General features: G+C 56.3%; 18 protein-coding genes. 14 read left to right on the top strand and 4 right to left on the bottom strand.

Going from position 1 to position 21,321, the window contains the following annotated elements; genetic code table 11:
* Positions 1-24: 24 nt before the first annotated feature.
* Together AB9F29_RS09510 and AB9F29_RS09505 are read left to right on the top strand one after the other, a co-directional pair.
* Positions 25-1,713, top strand: a complete 1,689-nt coding sequence (locus AB9F29_RS09510; RefSeq protein ID WP_369755464.1) for a LysM peptidoglycan-binding domain-containing protein — start codon at positions 25-27, stop codon at positions 1,711-1,713.
* A gap of 75 nt (positions 1,714-1,788) precedes the next feature.
* Positions 1,789-3,615 carry an ABC transporter ATP-binding protein/permease gene (locus AB9F29_RS09505; RefSeq protein ID WP_369755463.1) on the top strand — a complete coding sequence of 609 codons (1,827 nt, stop codon included), beginning with the start codon at positions 1,789-1,791 and terminating at the stop codon, positions 3,613-3,615.
* A gap of 114 nt (positions 3,616-3,729) precedes the next feature.
* Here AB9F29_RS09505 and AB9F29_RS09500 read toward each other — a convergent pair whose 3' ends face one another.
* Both AB9F29_RS09500 and AB9F29_RS09495 read right to left on the bottom strand, forming a co-directional pair.
* Positions 3,730-7,599: an efflux RND transporter permease subunit gene (locus AB9F29_RS09500; protein ID WP_369755462.1), complete on the bottom strand. Its 3,870-nt coding sequence runs from the start codon at positions 7,597-7,599 to the stop codon at positions 3,730-3,732.
* Positions 7,599-8,873, bottom strand: coding sequence for an efflux RND transporter periplasmic adaptor subunit (locus AB9F29_RS09495; protein ID WP_369755461.1), 1,275 nt, complete (start codon positions 8,871-8,873; stop codon positions 7,599-7,601). The genes AB9F29_RS09500 and AB9F29_RS09495 overlap by 1 nt, the downstream gene beginning before the upstream one ends.
* 351 nt (positions 8,874-9,224) lie before the next feature.
* Between AB9F29_RS09495 and AB9F29_RS09490 the strand changes: the two genes are divergently transcribed.
* The 3 genes from AB9F29_RS09490 (at position 9,225) to der (ending at position 12,948) form a co-directional block, all read left to right on the top strand.
* A complete protein-coding gene (locus tag AB9F29_RS09490; protein ID WP_369755460.1) occupies positions 9,225-9,884 on the top strand; it encodes a hypothetical protein in 660 nt (219 codons plus the stop codon).
* A gap of 75 nt (positions 9,885-9,959) precedes the next feature.
* Positions 9,960-11,381, top strand: coding sequence for a PQQ-binding-like beta-propeller repeat protein (locus tag AB9F29_RS09485; protein ID WP_369755459.1), 1,422 nt, complete (start codon positions 9,960-9,962; stop codon positions 11,379-11,381).
* Between the two features lie 100 nt (positions 11,382-11,481).
* Positions 11,482-12,948, top strand: a complete 1,467-nt coding sequence (der, locus tag AB9F29_RS09480; protein ID WP_335584827.1) for a ribosome biogenesis GTPase Der — start codon at positions 11,482-11,484, stop codon at positions 12,946-12,948.
* A gap of 115 nt (positions 12,949-13,063) precedes the next feature.
* Here the strand turns inward: der and serS are convergent, their stop codons facing one another.
* Positions 13,064-14,356 (bottom strand): serine--tRNA ligase, encoded by a 1,293-nt coding sequence (serS, locus tag AB9F29_RS09475; RefSeq protein WP_369755457.1) that lies wholly within the window; start codon positions 14,354-14,356, stop codon positions 13,064-13,066.
* 96 nt (positions 14,357-14,452) lie between these two features.
* Positions 14,453-14,827: a hypothetical protein gene (locus AB9F29_RS09470; protein ID WP_369755456.1), complete on the bottom strand. Its 375-nt coding sequence runs from the start codon at positions 14,825-14,827 to the stop codon at positions 14,453-14,455.
* A gap of 174 nt (positions 14,828-15,001) precedes the next feature.
* On the opposite strand from AB9F29_RS09470, the gene yajC reads away from it, so the two are divergent.
* The 9 genes from yajC (at position 15,002) to AB9F29_RS09425 (ending at position 21,246) form a co-directional block, all read left to right on the top strand.
* The gene (yajC, locus tag AB9F29_RS09465; RefSeq protein ID WP_052274717.1) at positions 15,002-15,322 is read left to right on the top strand and encodes a preprotein translocase subunit YajC; all 321 of its coding nucleotides are present in this window, start codon (positions 15,002-15,004) and stop codon (positions 15,320-15,322) included.
* Positions 15,323-15,371: 49 nt separating this feature from the next.
* A complete protein-coding gene (gene secD, locus AB9F29_RS09460; RefSeq protein WP_369755455.1) occupies positions 15,372-17,036 on the top strand; it encodes a protein translocase subunit SecD in 1,665 nt (554 codons plus the stop codon).
* A gap of 2 nt (positions 17,037-17,038) precedes the next feature.
* Positions 17,039-17,998 carry a protein translocase subunit SecF gene (secF, locus tag AB9F29_RS09455; RefSeq protein ID WP_369755454.1) on the top strand — a complete coding sequence of 320 codons (960 nt, stop codon included), beginning with the start codon at positions 17,039-17,041 and terminating at the stop codon, positions 17,996-17,998.
* Between the two features lie 92 nt (positions 17,999-18,090).
* The gene (locus AB9F29_RS09450; RefSeq protein WP_039001270.1) at positions 18,091-18,444 is read left to right on the top strand and encodes an Mth938-like domain-containing protein; all 354 of its coding nucleotides are present in this window, start codon (positions 18,091-18,093) and stop codon (positions 18,442-18,444) included.
* Positions 18,445-18,486: 42 nt separating this feature from the next.
* Entirely contained in the window at positions 18,487-19,107 is a 621-nt protein-coding gene (gene ccmA / locus AB9F29_RS09445; protein WP_369755453.1) for a heme ABC exporter ATP-binding protein CcmA, read from the top strand.
* Positions 19,104-19,760, top strand: a complete 657-nt coding sequence (ccmB, locus tag AB9F29_RS09440; RefSeq protein ID WP_039001272.1) for a heme exporter protein CcmB — start codon at positions 19,104-19,106, stop codon at positions 19,758-19,760. Before ccmA ends, ccmB begins: the two co-directional genes overlap by 4 nt.
* A gap of 55 nt (positions 19,761-19,815) precedes the next feature.
* A complete protein-coding gene (locus tag AB9F29_RS09435) occupies positions 19,816-20,544 on the top strand; it encodes a heme ABC transporter permease (RefSeq protein WP_369755452.1) in 729 nt (242 codons plus the stop codon).
* On the top strand, positions 20,541-20,717 hold the full coding sequence (gene ccmD / locus AB9F29_RS09430) for a heme exporter protein CcmD (RefSeq protein WP_179946740.1): 177 nt from the start codon (positions 20,541-20,543) through the stop codon (positions 20,715-20,717). The genes AB9F29_RS09435 and ccmD overlap by 4 nt, the downstream gene beginning before the upstream one ends.
* Positions 20,710-21,246: a DsbE family thiol:disulfide interchange protein gene (locus tag AB9F29_RS09425; protein ID WP_335584834.1), complete on the top strand. Its 537-nt coding sequence runs from the start codon at positions 20,710-20,712 to the stop codon at positions 21,244-21,246. Before ccmD ends, AB9F29_RS09425 begins: the two co-directional genes overlap by 8 nt.
* Positions 21,247-21,321 lie beyond the last annotated feature (75 nt).

Genomic DNA, 21,321 nt, shown 5'->3' with positions numbered 1-21,321 from the left:
TTGGTTAGGGTTTCTTGAGCGTCAATGTGGGCGCTGCGCCTGCACAATCGCTTGTTCATGGGACGGGTGCAAGACCATTGGGGAATGGAATACATGGCTGTTCAGGGCAAATCAGGATTAACGGGCGCGACAGGCGTAGTTTTGGGCGGAGGGGCGGCATTGATTGTCGCGATGGTCGGTTATTTGGCCTATTACGCGCAAACGCAACACCCTGTAGAGACAGAGATCAAAGAGTCAGCCGTGATCGCCCCCGCGCAGGTCGCGGCACCGGTTAATAATGCAATCGAAACTGTCTCCGAAACGGATATGGTTGCGCCTGAGACTGAGCCACAAACTCAAACCAAGGCCCAAGTGCCAGAGCAACAAGTATCAGAGCAGCCTGAACCTGCGCAGGTAGAGACCGACTTGGTGGAAATCGCGCCCGCCGATCCCGAGCCACTCGCCGACCAAGGCCTCGTGCCGCCGACGTTTGATGTGGTGCGAGTTGATGCCGACGGCAATGCGCTTGTGGCGGGGCGCGGCGTTGCGGGGCAAGAAATAGCCATTCTGATCGACGGAGAAGAAGTTGCGCGCGCACAAGCAGATGGCGCGGGTAATTTCGTCAGCCTTTTCACCATCAACCTCACATCGGCGGCCAAAGTCGTGTCCCTCCTTCAAGGAAGCGGCGGTTCGACTGTGGCGTCAGTTGATACGGTGATCCTTGCGCCGCCCGAGGCACCTGTGGTTGTTGCAGAGGCCACACAAACGCCAGCGGCGTTGCCAGAAAAGGAACCGCAAAACGCGCAAGTGGCCGTAGACCCTTCGCAGGAAACGACGAATTTGAGCACTACAGATGGCACGACGCAAAGCACACAATTGGTTGTGCCCGCCGAGTCCGTTGAGGTTGCAAAAGTACAGATCGAGGACGCACAGGTTCCTTTGTCCTCAGCGCAGGCTGCGGCGACACCGGCAGTCCCTGAGGAGGATGTCGCAGAGGCGGCACTTGAAGGTGTCGCGCAAGTCGACACAGCCCAAACCTCTGTTGTTCCTGATTCCGCGCCGACCGCAATCGAGGCTGCTGGAATAGAAGAGGCGGTTTCTCAAACGATTGAGACACAGGAGTTGAACACGCAGACCGCTTCTCAAACGCCTGCCGAAGCCGTGGCGGAGCCTGTCGCCCAAGCTCCTGCGATCCTTTTGGCGACGGAGGAGGGCGTGAAAGTGCTGCAAACAAGCGGGGCCTCCGCCATCAAAAACATTGCGATTGACGCCATCACCTATGCGACCACGGGCGACGTTCAGGTCACAGGGCGCGGCAAGGCGGGCGAATTCGTGCGCCTTTATCTCGACAACAAATCCGTCGGTGAAGGCGAGATTGCTTCTGATGGTGCGTGGTCATTTGACTTGGAACAGATCAGCGCGGGGCTTTACACTTTGCGCGCGGATCAGGTCGACACGGCGGGAAAAGTCAGTGCGCGCGTTGAGACACCGTTCAAGCGCGAGGCGCCGGAACTTCTGGCCCAAACCGCGCCCTCTGCCCCCGAAAACGGAGCGGCCACCGTCAAGGCGGTCACTGTGCAACCGGGCAATACCCTTTGGGGGATCGCGAAGGCAAGCTACGGCGACGGGGTACTTTATGTGCGGGTCTTTGAGGCAAACAAGGACGCCATTCGCAATCCTGACCTCATCTATCCCGGGCAGGTTTTTACGGTTCCAGCATCAAAAGAAAACTAGGTTTCTGACGGCTCCCCTCTGGCCATCCACCGCGCGTCTGTCTACTTTGCGAAGTTCAGCTAGCCGGAGGAAGCCATGCGCCGATTGACCCCCACAGATGCCGCCCTAAAAGGCGGCCCAAAGGGCGGAGCGTGGAATGTGATCCGCCGCGTCACCCCCTATGTTTGGCCCAAGGATAAGCTCTGGGTGAAACGTCGTGTGGTCGCGGCCATGACCATGCTCATTCTATCTAAGTTCGTTGCCGTTCTCGCGCCGGTTTTGTACAAAGAAGCGGTGGACAACCTCGCGGGCGAAGGGCAGTCTGCGGCGTGGATGTTGGGCATGGGCGCGGTCGGATTGACCATCGCTTACGGCATGACACGCGTGATGACAGTCGGGATGAACCAATTGCGCGATGTCATCTTTGCCAAGGTTGGCCAAGGAGCGTTGCGCGCTCTCGCGCTTGAGACGTTCACCCATATTCACCAACTCTCGATGCGCTATCATATCGCGCGCAAAACCGGCGGCCTCTCGCGGATTATCGAGCGCGGCGTAAAGGGCGTTGATTTCCTCCTGCGCTTCCTTTTGTTTTCGATCGGGCCCTTGATCCTAGAGTTGTTGATGGTCGCCATCATTCTATTTTTTGTGTTTGATGTCTGGTATTTAGCTGCCGTTGTTGTGACGATTACCCTGTATGTCTGGTTCACATTCGCGGTGACCGAATGGCGCGTGCGCGCCCGCCAAGAGATGAATAAACAAGACACCGAGGCCAACCAAAAGGCCATCGACAGCCTCCTCAATTTTGAGACGGTGAAGTATTTTGGCGCAGAGAAGCGCGAAGCTGCGCGCTATGACGAGTCCATGGCGCTCTATCAAGTTGCCGCGCTCAAAACCAACTATTCCCTCGCGTTTCTGAACTTTGGCCAGTCGCTTTTTATCACTGCTGGCCTTGTGGTTGTGATGGTGATGGCGGCCATGGGCGTGCAAAGTGGCGCGCTGACGGTTGGCGATTTTGTGATGGTGAATGCCTATATGATCCAAATCACCATGCCGCTCAATTTCCTTGGATCGGTCTATCGCGAAATCCGCCAAGCCTTGGTGGATATGGGCGATATGTTCGATCTTTTGGGGCAACCCGCAGAGGTGGTCGACAAGCCAAATGCGCCCGACCTCAAGATCAACGGCGGCGAAGTTGTTTTGGACAGTGTGAAGTTTGGCTATGACGCCGAGCGGCCGATTTTGAAGGGCGTGAGCCTGACGATTGGGGCGGGGGAAACCGTAGCGATTGTTGGCCCCTCAGGGAGCGGAAAATCCACCATTGGACGTCTGTTGTTTCGGTTCTATGATGTGAGCGACGGCGGGGTGCGCATTGATGGTCAAGATCTTCGCGATGTGACCCAAGAGAGCCTGCACGCCCAGATTGGCGTCGTGCCACAAGACACCGTATTGTTCAACGACAGCATCTATTACAACATTGCCTATGGGCGTGCGGATGCCAGTGAGGAAGAGGTCTTTGAGGCCGCACGCGGTGCGAAAATCCACGACTTCATCACGTCGCTTCCCGATGGGTATAACACCCCCGTTGGCGAGCGCGGTTTGAAGCTTTCGGGCGGTGAAAAGCAGCGGGTCGGCATTGCGCGGACCCTGCTCAAAAATCCACCGATCCTGTTGCTTGACGAGGCCACCAGTGCGCTAGACAGCGAAACAGAGCGCGACATTCAGGACAGCCTCGCGGCCATGGGGCGGGGGCGGACGGTGATTACGATTGCCCACCGTCTCTCGACTGTTGTGGATGCGGATCGGATTGTTGTGTTGGAGGCGGGCGAGGTTATCGAGCAAGGGTCGCACGATGAATTACTCGTGCGTAACCAACGTTATGCCTCGATGTGGTATCGCCAGCAAACAGAAGAAGACGTGGCCTAAGAGCACCGTTTTTACGTGACCCGAACCCGTCTATTGTGGAATGCCTAAGGAAGAGACCTCAAGTCTCGCAGATAAAAAAGACCGGAGATAATCTCCGGCCTTTTGCGTTTTACACTACTCGGCAGCTTTTAACGGGGGGCCATCTTTTTTGGCGATCCCGTTCTGGAGTTCGCCGTCATTGCTTGCCGCACCGACATCCGCTTCGCGTAGGCAATCCTGCTTTGGGTCCGGCGCTTTGCCGGTTTTCTCAAGGACGCTCTCAAGTTCGCTGAGGTCGATATCCTCGGCGGGTTCCTCTTCAAAGCCGTCGCCTTGTGGCAAGGTCAGGCGGGTCCAGTCCAGTTCGGGAGCGTGGATTTTACGGGCGGCGGATTGGAGGGCCCAATCCTGTGCTGCCTTGCTGCTGCGCCCCATCGACAGCATCGCAAACAGGCGCGCGAGCCAGCTTACATAGGTCCAGAACCACACCCGAATGGCGAGCATGGACGGGGTGAACACAAGCGTCAGAACGGTTGCAATCCCAAGGCCAAAGACCACGGCGGTCGCCAGTTGGTTCCACCAAAGGGCAGTGGGGCTGTTGACGGAATAGCCACCGTTGATGAAGTCGAGCGACAGGCCAAACATCATCGGCGCAAGGCCCGCCATCGTGGTGATTGTGGTCAGCAACACTGGGCGGATACGGTTCTGCGCCGTGCGGATAATCGCTTCAATGCGCGGCATGTAGCGCGCGTATTCCTGATAGGTGTCGATCAACACAATGTTGTTGTTCACCACGATTCCCGCCAAGGCCACGATCCCCGTTCCGGTCATAATAATCGAGAACGCTTGTCCCATCACCAGCATCCCGATGAGCACGCCCGTGGTCGAAAGAACCACCGCGATGAGCACCAAAATGGAGTTATAGAAGCTGTTGAATTGCGCCAGTAGGATCACAAACATCAAGGCCAAAGCGCCTGCGAAAGCTTTCATCAGGAAGGCGCCGGACTCCGCTTGCTCTTCTTGATCGCCCGTCCATTCCCATGCAACCCCCTCGGGCAAATTGCCGTCAGCGTCGAGCCATTCCGTGAGGGTTTCGATGCGCTCGGTGGGGTTTACGGGGATTGATTTGTAATCACCCGCGTCAATCTGCGACTGATAGGTGGTCCCGTTTGAACGCGTCAATTCAAGTTGGTCCTCGCTTATCACGACGGTTTCCATGCCCTCTTGCGAGGTGTCCTGAGGGACCAGTTTAACGAGGTTTGAATCAACCGCCGCTTTCACATCGAAATACCGTTGCTGATCAATCCGGTCGATCTGTGCCAGCTTTGCCACGGGCTTACGGGTGGTGAAATTCGACAGCGGGACAAGGCCTTCGGAGGTGCGAATACGCAGGCTATCCAAGGTCGAAAGAACGCGGTCCGCTTCGGGTAAACGCACCCGAATTTCGATTTCCTCGTCGCTGGTATCGACCCGCATGGTGTCGAGCAGAATACCGCGCGTGACCAGCTGAACCATGCCGCCAACGGTGGCCACATCCGCGCCATAACGGCCGGCTTTTTGGACATCCACGTCGATCTGCCAATCAATCCCCGGAAGGGGGAGCGTGTCGTCAATATCGGCCAGACCCGCCGTGTCTTCAAACTTCGCGCGTGCGATTTCTGTTGCAACAAGAAGCGATTCCCAATTGTCGGATTTCAGGCGCAGATGCACAGGTTTTCCAGAGCCCGGACCGCGCGACAAGTTCAGGATTTCGGCTTTGATACCCGGAATTTGAGCGAGTTTGACTTCGAGGCGCTCCAGCACCTTATTGCCATCATATTCAGGGTCTACGGCGTTGCGTTCGATGCCCCAAAACCATGGCACTTTGACGGTGGGGCGATCTTCCCATGGGATCAATTCGATTTGAACCTGACCGATGGCGTCGCGCGGTGCACCCGCGCCACCGTCGTTTTGGGTCAGGCCGCCGTCACCCGCGAAGGCAAAGGTGCTTTGCACACCGGTTTCATTGATAATAACCTCTTCGGCCTCGCGCAGGGCGGCGTCTTTTTCCTCAAGTGACAGGTTTCCGCGTTGGCGTACGTAAATAATCGCCTGTTCGGGTTCGCTTTCAACAAAAAACTCGACGCCTTTGTTGTTTTCGCCAAAGTATTGGAAGGTGGTCATCACCACGAAAATCACGGCGGCGATCGAGACCAAAGGCATGATCGGGTTGCCCACGATGAATTTGATGAACAGGCCAAAGGGCGAGCGACGCACGCCTGCGCGCACTTTCTTCTCGCGTTTGGGCAGGGCCGCAGCTCCGAGGAACGCCGAGCTGGCAAAGGCCGAGATCATAAAGAGCACAGCCCCTGGAAGGATGGCCATCACGCCCTCGGTTGGGGCAGTGCCGCCAAACAGGTATCCGGGGTTGAGCATCTGCATCATGCCCAAGAACAACCCGTAGAGCGCGAAAGGTACGAACGCCGCGCGCACGAACCACGGGAGTTTGGTGATCAGCCACGCCGAGACGTGTTCAATGATCCGCGAGCCACGGCCAAACACGCCGCCCAAGACAGGCAGGTAGATGAGCGCGACCACAAGCGAGGCGGAAAGCACAAAGATCAAAGTGACGGGCAGCATGCCCATGAATTGGCCGGGAACGCCGGGCCAAAACAGCATGGGCAGGAAGGCACAGAGCGTGGTCGCGGTGGAACTGACGATGGGCCAGAACATGCGTTTGGCGGCCTCGGTAAAGGCGTGCATCGGGCCGACGCCCTCTTTGATACGTCGGTCGGCGTATTCCACCACCACAATCGCGCCATCCACCAGCATCCCCACGGCGAGGATCAAACCAAACATCACGATGTTGGAAATGGTGATCCCCATCGCGCCCAAAAGCACGAAACACAACAGGAACGACGTGGGAATAGAGAAGCCCACCAGAAGGGCGGAGCGCGTGCCAAGCGACGCAAGCACCACGATCATCACCAGCGCAATCGCCGTGAGAACCGAGCCTTCAAGCTGGCTCACCATTGAGCCCACAGTGCGCGATTGGTCGTTGCTCGCGCCGACATGGACGGCGGCTTGCAACTGTTCGGGCCACTCGGCGCGGGCCTCTTCAACGGCCGCACGCACCTGTGCGGCGGTGTCGATAATGTTGTAACCTTTGCGCTTCACCACCTGTAACGCGACCGTTGTTTCGCCATTAAAGCGGGCGGTTCCGGTGCGATCTTCAAACGTCAGACGGATATCCGCGAGGTCGCCAAGAGTCACAACACGGTCACCGTTGGTTTTGACGGGCAGGTCGAAAATGTCTTTGGCATCGTTGAAGCTTGAGGGGATTTTCACGGAAAACGCCCCATTAGGCGTTTCGATTTCGCCCGCTGCGATCAATTGGTTGTTGTTGACCACAACGTTGATTAATTCGGGCGCGGTCACGTTATAGGCCTCAAGGCGCAATGGGTCGATGGTCACTTCGACCATCTCGTCGCGATGCCCTGCGAGGGCCGCTTCCAAGACCGGTTCAAGGGCTTCGATTTTATCCTGAAGCTGCTTGCCAACACGCACCAAGGTGCGCTCTGGTAAATCGCCAGATAGATTTACAATGATGATCGGAAATTCGGAAAAGTTGATCTCGGTGATGGAGTATTTATCGGCCCCAGCGGGGAAATTCCCCTCAACGGTGTTCATCTTGTCGCGCACATCGGCGATAATTTTGGTCTTGTCCCAGCCGAATTCAAACTCCAGCGCCACGCCGCCATAGCCCTCAGAGGCGGTGGCGGTCATGGTCTTGAGGCCATCCAGATCAGACAGTTCGTTTTCCATTGGTTTGACCAACAGGGCTTCGCTGTCTTCGGCGGAAATTCCGGGGAAGGGGACAGAAACAAAAAGAGCCGGAATTTCAATATCCGGCTCGCCCTCCTTGGGCAGGTTCATATACGCCGCAGCCCCCGCGATCAGGGAAATCGCGATAAAGGCAACCACCATGCGGGCGCGTTCGGCGGCCCAATCGACTAAACCAGTCATCAGCTTGGCTCCCTATAGGTCACCGCGACGGTCACACCATCAATAACATATTCTTGGCCTGACGTAATCACGCTCACTTCTTGGGGAAGGTCCAAGACCCAAATCCCATCGACGCTATCGCGTAAAACGGACACTTCCAAAAATTTCACCACGTTTTGGTCTTCGACAACCCGAACCCCAAGGGCACCTTCGTCATTCAGGGTCAAGGACGAAGCGGGCAATAAATGCGCGTCCGACCCCGCGGAGGATACCACGATCTCCACCGTTTGGCCGTCGCGGATGGCGAGATCTGCGTTCGGCACGATCACCTCCACGCGGAAGGTGCGGGTCGCGCTATCGGCGGTGCGCGACAGGAACGACACGCGGCCAACGGCGTCCACACCCGAGGCCAAACGTGCGCCGGACATGGCCCCAACTTTGATGCGTTCCACATCGGTTTCCGGAACAAACCCGACCAGCTTAATCGGATCAAGCAATACGACCGTTGTACACAGAGCGCCCGGTTGCATCAGGGTGCCAAGCTCGGCGGTGTCTGTTTCCAACATGCCCGAGAAGGGGGCCAAAATGCGCAGACGTTCGATATCCCGCTCGGCGGCAACCACACGGGCTACGGCCGATTTGATGCCAGATTCGGCGGCGGAAACGGAGGCTTTTGCGCCCTGAACACCCGCGAGCGCGCTTTCATACGCGGCGGCGCTGGAGGCCACCCGTGTATCGGAGGCAAATCCGCCTTCCGAGAGGCGTTTGGCCGCGGTGTCGTTAATTTTTGCTTCAGAAAGGCGTGCATTGGCCTCGGCGAGGCGCGCATTGGCTTCAGGGACGGCGGCATTTGCGCGCTCAAGATTACCCTCGGCATCCGCGAGGACAGAGGCGCGGGTGCCAATCTCGACTTCGCACAAAAGCTGGCCTTTTTCGATATAGCCACCCTTGCGCAGGGGTTCGGAGATAATCAATCCAGTGACTTCGGAGCGGATTTCAACTTTGCGGGCCGCTTCGGTTTGGCCACGCAGTAAGACCGCATTTTCAACAGGCTGGGCAACAGAGCGCAACGCGACGACAGAGACCATCGGGCTAGCGTTTTGCGTGTTTGTGACTTCGTCTGAGGCTTCGATTTGGGCCACGGAGGTGGGTTGGTCGCCTGCCTCAACCGTTTCTTCTACAACGACGGGGGTGTCATCTTTAAAGGCAAATCCCAAGAGCCTGTCGCGCTCAAATACGAGCAAAAATAAAAATAAACTTACCAAAATGGCAGAAATCACGGGTAATGGACGCATGGAACCCTCTTACAAACATACTATGGCTGCCCGTCGGACAGGTGTTAATCACGTTCACATAAGTGGTTTTGGTTAGATTACAACTGAAATCTAACGTCATTTTACCTGAACTGTTCGGTTTAGTTTATTTATGCGGCACAATGATTGCAAGTGATGAAGAAATGATTGCTGGGGGAAAATGTTGCATCTAAACGCCCAGATATTCCCACCCAAGCCCGTGCATTTATAAAGAGCGACGCGGCGGGTCTTGGCAAGGCGTTCCGCTTCGGGGTATGAGGGGGCATACCGGACGCATTCGGGAAGACGAAATGCCCCCGCACAGACGGGTGGGCAGACGGGCAGGAGAACGACGTGAGCGATACAGACAGTTTTATTGACGAGGTAAGCGAAGAGGTCCGTCAGGATCGACTCTTTGGATATATGCGTAAATACGGGTGGGTCGCAGGTGCGCTCGTTTTGCTTTTAGTTGGGGGAACCGCCGTTAATGAGGCGAGACGCGCCTCAGCCCAAGCGTCAGCCGAGAGCTTTGGCGATGAAGTGATTACCGCGATGCTCAACAATGAATCCGCAGCCCGAGTCACCGAACTTGCGGTCATCCAAGCGCCTTCCCCACAGGCCAACGTCATTCTTGCGTTTTTGCAAAGTGGTGAAGAATCTTTGGGCAGTGAAGGCTCAGATGCCGCCATTGCAGCCCTTGATGTCATCAAAGCGAGCCCCGAGTCTGCGGAGGTCTATCGGGACCTTGCAGGTTTCAAGGCGGCATTGCTTTTGGGTGCGGGCGTTCCTGCTGCGGATCGCAAATCGGCTTTTGAGGCTCTCATCGTTCCAGGCAGCGCGTTCCGCCTGTTGGCCGAAGAGCAAGTGGCCCTTATTGAGGTCGAAATGGATGACAAGGACGCGGCGATCGCGCGTTTGAACGCCATTTCTCAAGATGCCGAACTGACGTCGAGTTTGCGTCAACGTGTGGAGCAATGGAAATTGGTTCTGGGCGTGAAAACGGCGACAGGCTAGAGAAAACGCGTCACCGCTTGAGAATGGCCTATTTGCGCCGTGAACTAGGGACGAGGAATTTGAGTGGAGCTTAACATGAACCCAGTGCTACCGAAATTTGCACTCGAGTCCGCCAAAACAACTTCTGTTTTCGCGCCCTCACGGTTCGGACTCAAAAAGGCCGCGCATCTTTTTGCGGGGCTTGCTGTGGTAGCTTTGTTGGCGGCCTGTGCCAAGGATGAAGTTATTCTTCCGGGCGAGCGGATTGGTTTGCGCGCGCCTTTTGGTGCCCAAGAGCCTGCGACGGCAATGGTTGTCGAAACCCGCGCCGAAGTCACGCTTCCGCCAGCGCCCAGCTTTTCCGCACGTCGCCCCGTGACCAACAGCGCGTGGACCCATTCCAACGGGTCCCCACAACACCACATTGACCACCCCGCCTTGGCCCAAACCATCCGCCCCCTTTGGAGTGTGGATATCGGCGAGGGTGACAGTCGCAAGTACCGGATCTCAACCACCCCCGTCGCCAAAGACGGCCGTATTTTCACCATGGACAGCCAATCACTGGTCATGGCGCATAACACCAGCGGCGCGCTCCTTTGGAAGCGCAACCTCACGCCGATCACAGATTCGCCAGAGGATGTTTCGGGCGGCGGTCTGGCAATTTCGGGTGACATCTTGGTCGCCACGACGGGATTTGGCGAGATGGTGGCACTGGATGTGAAAACCGGTGGCGAAGTCTGGGCGCAACGGGTGGATGCAAATATCGCAAGCCCTCCGACAATCTATAACGGCTTGGTCTATGCCATATCGCGCAACAATGTGGCTTGGGCGGTCAATCTGAGCGACGGGCGCGTTAAATGGCAATTGGCCAACGCGCCAAGCGATTCCGGCATCATTGGCGGCGCGGCCCCAGCGGCAACTAATGATGTCGCGATTTTTCCGTTCAGCACGGGCGAAATGATCGCCACCTTCCCGCAAGGCGGCGTCCGTCTGTGGAGCACGACGATTTCTGGCCGTCGCGTCGACTCGGCCTACGCGGGCATCACTGACATCACCAGCGAGCCAGTGATCCTTGGCAATACGGTCTATGCGGGGAATGCTTCTGGGCGCACGATTAAATTCAACCGCGCCAACGGCGATGTCGTTTGGACCGCGCAAGAGGGGGCTTATGGTCCCGTTTGGCCTGAGGGCAACTCGGTGTTTCTGGTCAACGATCAATCCGCCCTCGTGCGTTTGAGTGCGGCGACGGGCGAAACCTTGTGGAAAGTTGATCTGCCTTATTTTGTCGAGGAAAAGATCAAGAAACGCAAAACAATCTATGCCCATTACGGCCCTGTCCTTGCGGGCGGACGCCTTTGGGTGGGGTCGAGCGATGGCGTGCTACGCTCCTTTGATCCGCAAAACGGCCAGCTTTTATCGACGGTCCCGCTGCCTGAAGGGGCAACCACAGCGCCAATCGTCGTCAACAAAACCCTCTATATCGTCACCAGCGACGGGGCCTTGCGCGCCTATCGCTAGGTGCGGCACCCCGATATCTTAGGAATTCTTTACGCAGGGGCTTTCCGTTCCTGCGCAAATCATGTTACGGACGCGCCTGATCCGTGCATTGGAGCATAAAATGAGCTTTACCCTTGCCATCGTGGGCCGCCCGAATGTGGGCAAATCCACTTTGTTTAACCGTTTGGTCGGTAAACGTCTTGCGTTGGTGGATGACCAACCGGGCGTCACACGAGACCTGCGCGAAGGTGCCGCGCGGCTTGGTGATTTGAATTTCACCGTCATTGATACGGCGGGCCTTGAAGAAGCCACCGACGAGAGCCTTCAGGGGCGCATGCGTGCGCTCACTGAACGTGCCGTCAGTATGGCTGACATCTGTCTGTTCGTGATTGATGCGCGGGTTGGCGTGACCTCAACCGACCGTGTTTTCGCCGAAATCCTGCGCAAAAAGAACGCGCATGTTATTGTTGCCGCGAATAAGGCCGAGGGAAACGCCGCCGAAGGGGGCGTGCTTGAGGCCTATTCTTTGGGCCTTGGCGAGCCTCTTCGGCTATCTGGTGAACACGGCGAAGGCATGTCGGATTTGTATTCGATGTTGCTGCCGATTTCCGAGGAACTTGCCGCCAAGACCTATTCGGCCGAGCCAGAAGTCGATGTTGACGTCTCTGACGATGACGAAGAAGAAGGACCCCGCGTTCCCACAAAAGAACAGCCGCTGCAAATCGCGATTTGTGGGCGTCCCAATGCGGGGAAATCCACCCTTGTGAACCAACTCTTGGGCGAGGAGCGGATGCTTGTTGGTCCAGAGGCGGGGATCACGCGCGATGCGATCTCGGTGCAGACTGTTTGGGAAGGCACACCTGTGCGCGTGTTTGATACCGCAGGCATGCGCAAACGGGCTAAGGTGCAGGAAAAGCTTGAGAAACTCTCGGTTTCTGATGGCATTCGCGCCGTTAAATTTGCCGAAGTTGTGGTGGTTTTGCTGGATGTTGAAATCCCGTTTGAGACCCAAGACCTGAAGCTTGCTGACCTTGTGGAACGCGAGGGGCGCGCGGTTGTTATCGCGGTTAATAAATGGGATACGGAACCGGATAAACAAGCTAAACTCAAGCAGTTACGCGAAAGTCTTGAGTTGCACCTACCGCAATTGCGCGGCGTGCCGATGGTAACGATTTCGGCCAAAACCGGCAAGGGCATGGACCGTCTGCACGAAGCGATCATGAAGGCCCATGATGTTTGGAACACACGGATTACGACAAGTCATTTGAACCGCTGGTTGATGGCGATGGTTGAGGCGCACCCGCCGCCCGCACCGTCGGGTCGTCGGATCAAATTACGCTATATGACACAGGTAAAAACACGCCCACCGGGGTTTGTGGTGATGTGTAGCTTGCCGGAGAAGTTGCCTGAGAGTTATTCTCGATATCTTGTCAATGGGTTACGGCTCGACTTTGAGATGCCGGGGACTCCGATTAGGTTGCATATGCGCAGTCAGGCGTCGCAGAATCCGTTTAAGGATAAGAAGAAGTCGACGCCGTCGCGTTTGCGCAAGCACCTTGGGAAACCGACCGCTAAGAAGACTTGGTAGGGCGTTTTTTAAAAAGTTTAAAACCTCTGAGAGGCACTTTTTAAAAAGTTTAAACATTCTGGAATAAAAAAAGGGGCCTCAACGGGCCCCTTTTTCGTGTCTTGCGGGAAGTGGCCTAGGCCAAAACGCCCTCGGAGGTGATGCGGGTTTTGCCGCCGAGGTAGGGGTGCAAAACGGCGGGGAGGGTGACGGAGCCGTCGGCTTGTTGGCCGTTTTCTAGGACCGCAATGAGGCAGCGTCCGACGGCGAGGCCGGAGCCGTTGAGCGTGTGGACGAATTCGGGTTTGCCGCCGTCCGCAGGTTTGAAGCGGGCGTTCATGCGGCGGGCTTGGAAATCGCCTGTGGTGGAGCAGGAACTGATCTCGCGGTAGGCGTTTTGACCGGGGAGCCACACTTCGATATCATAGGTGCGTTTTGCGCCAAATCCGATGTCGCCGGTGCAGAGTTTGACGGTGCGATAGGGCAGCGCGAGTTTTTCTAGGATGCCCTCGGCGCATTTTGTCATGCGCTCAAGTTCGGCATCAGACTCGTCGGGATGCATGATTGAGACCATCTCGACTTTTTCGAACTGGTGCTGGCGCAACATGCCCGACGTGTCGCGACCAGCGGAACCTGCTTCGGAGCGGAAACACAACGTGTGGGCAACCATGCGGCGGGGCAGGTCTTCGGCGGCGAGGGTGCCCTCGGCGACGCTATAGGTGAGGGGGACTTCGGCGGTTGGAACGAGCCACCAGCCGTTGGTTGTCTGGTAGCTGTCCTCGCCGAATTTTGGCAATTTATCGGTGCCTGTCATGGCTTCGTCGCGGACCAAAACGGGCGGGTTGATTTCGGTCAGGCCGTTTTCATCGACATGGGTGTCGAGCATGAATTGGGCAAGGGCGCGGTGGACGCGGGCGACGGCACCTTTGAGCATCACGAAACGCGCGCCCGAGATTTTGCCAGCGGTTTCGAAATCGAGGGAGGCCGCGGTGCCGGACAACTCGAAGTGTTCTTTGGGCGTGAAATCATAGGTGGGGAGGGTGCCCCATGTGTGCATTTCTTGGTTTTCGCTCTCGTCCGCGCCATTGGGCACATCGTCGGCCACGATATTGGGGATGACCATCAACATGTCGCGCAGGCGGGCGTCTTCAATCTTGGATTCTTCTTCGAGGGTGGCGATTTCGGCCTTTTTCTCGGACACGAGCGCGCGGAGGCGTTCAAATTCGGCATCGTCGCCACGGGCCTTGGCCGCGCCAACTTCTTTGCTGGCCTTGTTGCGGGTCGCGAGGGCCTCTTCGGCGGCCATGATTTTCTCACGGCGGGCGGTATCAACGGCGAGGATTTCGGAGGACAAAGACGACAAGCCCCGACGTGCCATAGCGGCATCAAAAGCGGCGGGATTTTCGCGGATTTGGCGAATGTCGTGCATGGGGTGTGTCCTTTATTGGGGTGGTCTTGAGGGCTTTTAGCGCGTTTTATTTGGGTTGGGAACCTTTGGTTTTTGTGCGCGGTTCACGGCGTTTATTCAGTCACTGTCCTTGGCGGGGTTACCCGCTTGTGGGGCCTGTTTCTGTGACGCGGCGGTTTTGCGGGATTTCGCAAATCGTTCAAAGGGATTTGGGATCAGATCAAAGAGGCGCAACACTAGCCAAGATAGGACAGGACTGGCGGTGTAGACACAGAGTTCAACGTAGCCCAGTCTTCGAATGTCTGGGTCTAGGCTTTCCAGTTTGGGGCTCCAAATTGATTGCGAGTTCCGATAGAAATACCAGCATACTAAAAAAGTCATCACAACTTTTACAAATATGCCCGGTTTATAGGCTGCGAGAGACGAATCCGCGCGTTTTAGGCGCAGCCAAAGGGCTTGAAGGATATTCGGGTTGTTCTCAGAATCACGCATTAAGACCTCAATTCAGTTGCAATAGTGTTAGCGCTGCACTGGCATTGGGACAACAGGCTGCATATGTCCTGTGGGGTCGGGTGTTTAGCTTGTGATTCTGTAAACGCGCCTTTAGGGTGCCCGCCAGCCAATACGGTGCAAATGCACCACTAAACCCAAGAAAAGGACGACCAAATGTTCGTGACCCCTGCATATGCCCAAGCCGCTGGTGGCTCTTCCAGTGCTATCTTGCAATTTGTGCCCCTCATCGCGATTTTCGCCATCATGTATTTCCTGATGATCCGCCCCCAGCAAAAGAAGCTCAAAGAGCACAAAGCGATGGTTGCGGCGCTGCACCGTGGCGATCAAGTGGTCACGCAGGGCGGTTTGATCGGCAAGGTTTCCAAGGTTAAAGATAACAATGAAGTTGAAGTTGAATTGGCCGAGGGCGTAAAAGTGCGCGTGGTTCAATCGACGATCGCGCAGGTTTTGAACAAGACAGAACCAGCTAAATAATCAACAAAAACAATATCCTAATACGATTGTCTAAGAACAGGCGGAAAAGATGCTGAGTATCGCTTTATGGAAGCGGATTACCATTTGGGGACTCGTTGCCCTTGGTGTGGTCCTTGCGCTTCCCAATGTGTTTTACCCACGGGTAGAGCGCCACAACGACGCCGTTGCGGCGATTGAGGCTGGGTTTAATACACCCGAAAATCAGGCAGAAGCGGCGCTTTGGCCTGATTATCTGCCGTCAAATCTGGTCAATCTAGGGCTTGATCTTCGCGGCGGGGCGCATTTGCTGGCGCAAGTGAACCTCGCGGAAGTTTATGCGTCGCGGATGGAGGGCATGTGGCCCGATGTGCGGGATGCGTTGCGGGTTGAGAGCGATGTCGTTGGCGGTGTGCGTCAGGTAAAAGACGCGCCCGAAGGCGAATTGCACGTTCAGATCAACACGCCCGCCGGATTGCAACGCGCGATTGAGATTGTGCGGACATTGGCGCAACCCGTTGTAAGTCTTACAAGTATCGGCCACACCGATTTGGAAGTGACGGGTGAGGGCGACGTTATTGTTGTGAAGCTGTCGGAGGCCGAACGTGTGGCAACCGATTTGCGGACCATGGCAACATCGCTTGAAATCGTGCGCAACCGTGTGGATGCGGCAGGGACGCGCGAGCCGACAATTCAGAGCATTGGCGAGGATCGTATCCTTATTCAGGTGCCCGGAATTGGTTCGGCGGAAGAGTTGAAAACACTGATCGGTTCGACCGCGAAGTTGGAATTCAAACCTGTGACAGGGCGCGCAACAAGCGCCGATGCACGGACGGATTCGCGCAACGAAGTCCTTAAGTCGGTTGACGAAGAGGGTGTCTATTACATTGTTGAGAAAACGGCCGTTGTGACGGGTGAAGACCTGACCAATGCGCAGCCAAGTTTCGACCAAAATGGCCGTCCCGCCGTTAGCTTTACGTTCAACGGGTCTGGGTCGCGCAAATTTGGCGATTATACGTTGGAAAACATCGGCTCGCCGTTTGCGATTGTCCTCGATAACGAGGTGATCTCGGCGCCGACCATCCAAAGCCACATTCCAGGTGGATCGGGGATTATCACGGGGAACTTTGATATTGCCGAAACCACGCATCTGGCGATTTTGCTGCGGGCGGGGGCGTTGCCAGCCAAGATGACGTTCCTCGAAGAACGCACCGTTGGGCCAGAATTAGGCCAAGACAGTATTGATGCGGGGCGGATTGCTTGCATCATCGCCTTTGCGGGTGTGCTGATCTTTATGATGCTATCGTATGGAATGTTTGGCCTGTTTGCCAATATCGCGCTGATCATCAACGTCGGGCTTATTTTCGGTATTCTGAGCGTATTTGGCGCGACCCTGACCCTTCCCGGGATTGCGGGGATCGTGTTGACGATTGGTATGGCGGTTGATGCCAACGTGCTGGTTTTTGAACGGATTCGCGAAGAACTCAAGGCGGCGCGTGGCCCTGTGCGGGCGATTGAACTTGGCTATGAAAAAGCGCTGAGTGCGATTATCGACGCGAACGTCACCACGCTGATTACGGCGTTTATCCTGTTTGCCATGGGCTCTGGCCCCGTCAAAGGCTTCGCGATTACGCTGGGTATCGGCATTATCACATCGGTCTTTACGGCCATTTTCGTGACCCGTTTGATCATCGTGATATGGTTTGAACGTACACGTCCCAAAACGATCGAGGTATAAAGATGCGTTTGAAACTTGTTCCTTCGGAAAGCAATTGGGATTTCTTTTCGACCACCAAAATCACTTTGGGCGCCTCGGCGCTCGCGGTGGTGGTGTCGGTTATCTTGTTCTTCACCATGGGTCTGAACTTCGGAATCGACTTTAAGGGTGGCACAACCATCCGCACGGATTCCGATATTTCGGTGGACGTGGGCGCCTATCGGGACGCCCTTACGCCGCTCAATTTGGGCGACGTTTCGATCACGGAAATCTTTGATCCCACCAATGCCGATTTGAATGCGGCACAAATTCGCATCCAAGCCCAAGAGGGCGCGGAAAGCGTGTCCATCGACATGATCACATCGGTGAAAGAGGCGCTTCTGGCGACCGACAGCACCCTGACGTTTCCAGAGGTCAATTCGGTAGGCCCGAAGGTCTCGGGCGAGTTGGTGCAAACGGCGGTTCTTGCGATTGTGGCGGCGATGGCGGCGGTGTTGTTTTACATCTGGCTGCGGTTTGAATGGCAGTTTTCGGTTGGCGCGGTTGTGGCGCTTATCCACGATGTGGTGCTGACGATCGGGGTGTTTAGCCTTGTGCAAATCCGGTTTGATTTGGCGATTATTGCGGCCCTTTTGACCATCGTAGGGTATTCTCTCAACGACACAGTGGTTGTGTTTGACCGCGTGCGCGAGAACTTGCGCCGCTATAAAACACGGCCCTTGCGGGACGTTTTGAACCAGTCAATCAACGAAACCCTGAGCCGTACCGTGATGACATCGGTGACCACATTGATCGCGCTTATTGCCCTGTTTATCTTGGGCGGTGACGTGATCCGCGGGTTTGTTTTCGCGATGATTTGGGGCGTTGTAGTCGGGACATATAGCTCGATTTTCGTGGCCTCCGCGATCCTGTTGCGCCTTGGTGTGACACGCGATTGGTCAAAAGAACAAGGTGATCCCGCCGCGGAACAAGCGGAAGCTTAAAACACAGTGCTGGCCCATAACGGGCTGGCATTTTTTTTGCCTTGGCGGTCTCCAGACTTGTCGGACTTACGAATTAGGGGTAAAAACACGTTATGAAATTTACCGAAGTAACATATGGCGATGTGGTTCCTGTGGACGGTTACGGCCCCGGATTTTTTCGCATTTTGGGCGAGGTTCATACAGGGCCGATGGCCTTGATGCCGAGCGGTGTTGTTGAATGGCAGGGGTTTGATGACCTCGCGCCGTTGCTCAAGGCCGCCGATGATTTGGACGTATTGTTTGTGGGCGTTGGGGCCGAGATTGCCGCGCTTCCTGCGGGTGTGCGCGCCGCCCTTGAGGGGGCTGGCATTGGCGTGGAACTGATGGCGACGCCTACGGCCTGTCGGACGTATAATGTGCTTTTGAGCGAGGGGCGGCGCATTGGGCTTGCGGCCTTGCCTGTCTGAATTCCTTGCCTTTGTTGGGCGCAATAGTCTAGGCCTTTCCCTATGATATTGCAGGTTGAAAATCTTACAGTTCAGCGCGGTGGCGTCGCGGTCCTGGCGGGGGTTTCCTTTGCGCTGGACGCGGGGCAGGCCGTTTTCTTGCGCGGTCCTAACGGGATCGGCAAGACGACGCTTTTGCGCACCTTGGCGGGGTTGCAACCCGCCGTGACGGGGGCGATTTCGGGCGCGCATTGGCCAGAGGGTATCGCCTATGCCTCGCACGCAGATGGGGTGAAACCGACGTTGACTGTGGCCGAGAACCTGTGGTTTTGGGCGCGTGTTTTTGGCACGGTGGAGATTGACGCGGCCCTTGATCAAATGAACCTGCTGGATTTGCGAGATCGCCCCGCGCATACGTTGTCGGCGGGACAAAAGCGGCGGTTGGGGCTGGCGCGGATGCTGGTGACGGGGCGGCCGATCTGGGTGATGGATGAACCAACGATTTCACTGGATCGTGACAGCACGGCCCTTTTTGCACAGGCGGTGCAAAGCCATCTGGCGCAGGGCGGCGCGGCGGTGATTGCTACCCATATCGACCTTGGTTTTGACGCGCAAACCCTTGAACTTGCGCCGTTTAAGGCGGCCCGCATGAGCGACGCAGATTTTGATGAGGCTTTCCTGTGAGGGCGCTTTTCTGGCGGGATATTCGCCTTGCTGTGCGGTCGGGCGGCGGCTTTGGGCTTGGGCTTGCGTTTTTCCTGATCGTTGTTGTGCTGATTCCGTTCGGAGTGGGGCCGCAGACCAGTGTGCTGCGGGTGATCGCGCCGGGGGTCTTGTGGGTCGGGGCACTTTTGGCGTGCCTTTTGTCGCTTGATCGCCTTTTTGCGCTGGATTACGAAGACGGCTCGCTTGATCTTATGGCGACATCGCCCTTGCCGCTTGAAGGGGTTGTAGCGGTAAAAGCGATGGCACATTGGGTGACGACGGGGGTGCCGTTGACGCTGGTTGCGCCTGTTTTGGCGGTGCTTTTGAATATGACGCCGGAGGCATTTGTGTGGTTGGTGGCAACGCTGGCGATTGGCACACCCGCGCTTTCGGTGATCGGCACGTTTGGCGCGGCGCTGACAGTGGGGTTGAAACGCGGTGGGTTGCTGCTGTCGATTCTGGTGCTGCCGATGTATGTGCCGACACTGATTTTTGGGGCAGAGACTCTGCGCCGTGGAGCGAGCGGGATGGAGGTGCAAACGCCTTTGCTTTTGCTCGCGGCCATCACGCTTGCGTCCTTGGCAATCCTGCCTTTTGCCTCGGCTGCGGCAATCCGTATCAACCTGCGTTAACACAAACCCGTGTAGGGTGATTGCGCAAATGTTTAACTCAATTTAGGGTCCGGCCATGTCACTTTGGGAATATGCAAATCCGCGAAAATTCATGGCAACCTCCGGCACCATCTTGCCGTGGGTGATGGCGCTTGCGGTCGTGACGTTGGTCGGCGGTCTTGTTTGGGGGTTCTTCTTTACGCCTGAAGATTATCGCCAAGGGGCGACAGTAAAAATCATGTTTTTGCACGTGCCAGCGGCGCTTATGGCGATCAATGCGTGGTTGATGATGTTGGTTACGAGTTTGATCTGGCTTGTGCGGCGGCACCATGTGAGTGCGCTGGCGGCCAAAGCGGCGGCACCGATCGGGATAGTCATGACGCTGATTGCGCTGATTACGGGCGCGATTTGGGGGCAACCGATGTGGGGGACCGCGTGGGAATGGGATCCGCGTTTGACGTCTTTCCTTATCTTGTTGCTATTTTACCTTGGCTATGTGGCCCTTTGGGAAGCGATCGATAATCCTGATACCGCTGCCGATTTAACGGCCGTTTTGTGCCTTGTCGGATCTGTTTTCGCGCTTTTGTCGCGCTATGCGGTGCTGTTTTGGAACCAAGGCCTGCATCAAGGGGCGAGCTTGTCGTTGGACAAAGAAGAGAACGTGTCGGATGTTTTTGCCTATCCGCTGTACCTGTGTATGGCCGGTTTTATCCTCTTGTTTGTGGCGCTTGTTTTGATGCGTACACGGACCGAAATTCGTGTGCGGCGGTTGAATGCGTTGCTGGCAAGGGAGCGTTCGGTATGATGCCAGAACTTGGAAAATATGCGAGTGAAGTCATGGCGGCCTATGCCGCCACGGCGGTTTTATTGGCGGTGTTGATTGCCATGACCGTGGTGAAAAGCCGCCGCGTTGCGGATGCGCTGCGTGAAGTTGAAAATCGGCGTGAAGCGCTTAAAAACGGGAATGAAAATGGCTAGAATATCACCTTGGGCCGTTGTCCCCCCCCTCCTTTTTGCGGGGTTAGCGGCCGTTTTCTATGTTGGCATGTACCGCGAGGACCCGAGTGCTTTGCCAAGCGTTCTTATTGGCAAAGAGGTGCCCGTGTTAACGCTTTCCTCGTTTGAAGGCAGCGACGTGCTCTCCGTCGAGACCCTCGCGCTGCCAGGTGTAAAGCTGGTGAATTTCTGGGCCAGTTGGTGCGTGCCGTGCCGCGCGGAACATCCGCAGCTTGAGGAGATGGCGCAATCGGGCGTTACAATCCACGGCTTGAACTACAAAGACAAACCAGAGGCCGCCGCAAAATTCCTAGCGGAGCTTGGCGATCCCTTCGCGACAATTAGCGCGGATGATACGGGGCGCACGGGGCGTGATTGGGGGGTATACGGGGTTCCGGAAACCTTCGTGATCGATGGTGACGGAGAGGTAATTTTGCGCTTTGCTGGCCCGATTACCCAGCGCGTGATGAAGGAAACGATCCTTCCCGCCATAGAAGAGGCCACCCCTTAAGAGGGGAGGCCCGAGAACGCTGGGCAACCCTAGTGAGGAGCGTGCGTCAGAAAAATTAATAATAGAAATCCGGCT

Origin of the sequence: Falsihalocynthiibacter sp. S25ZX9, assembly GCF_041205405.1 — a bacterium.
Classification (GTDB): domain Bacteria; phylum Pseudomonadota; class Alphaproteobacteria; order Rhodobacterales; family Rhodobacteraceae; genus Falsihalocynthiibacter; species Falsihalocynthiibacter arcticus.
Note: the sequence above shows the minus strand (reverse complement) of the source record. Positions and strands in the feature narration are given on the sequence as shown.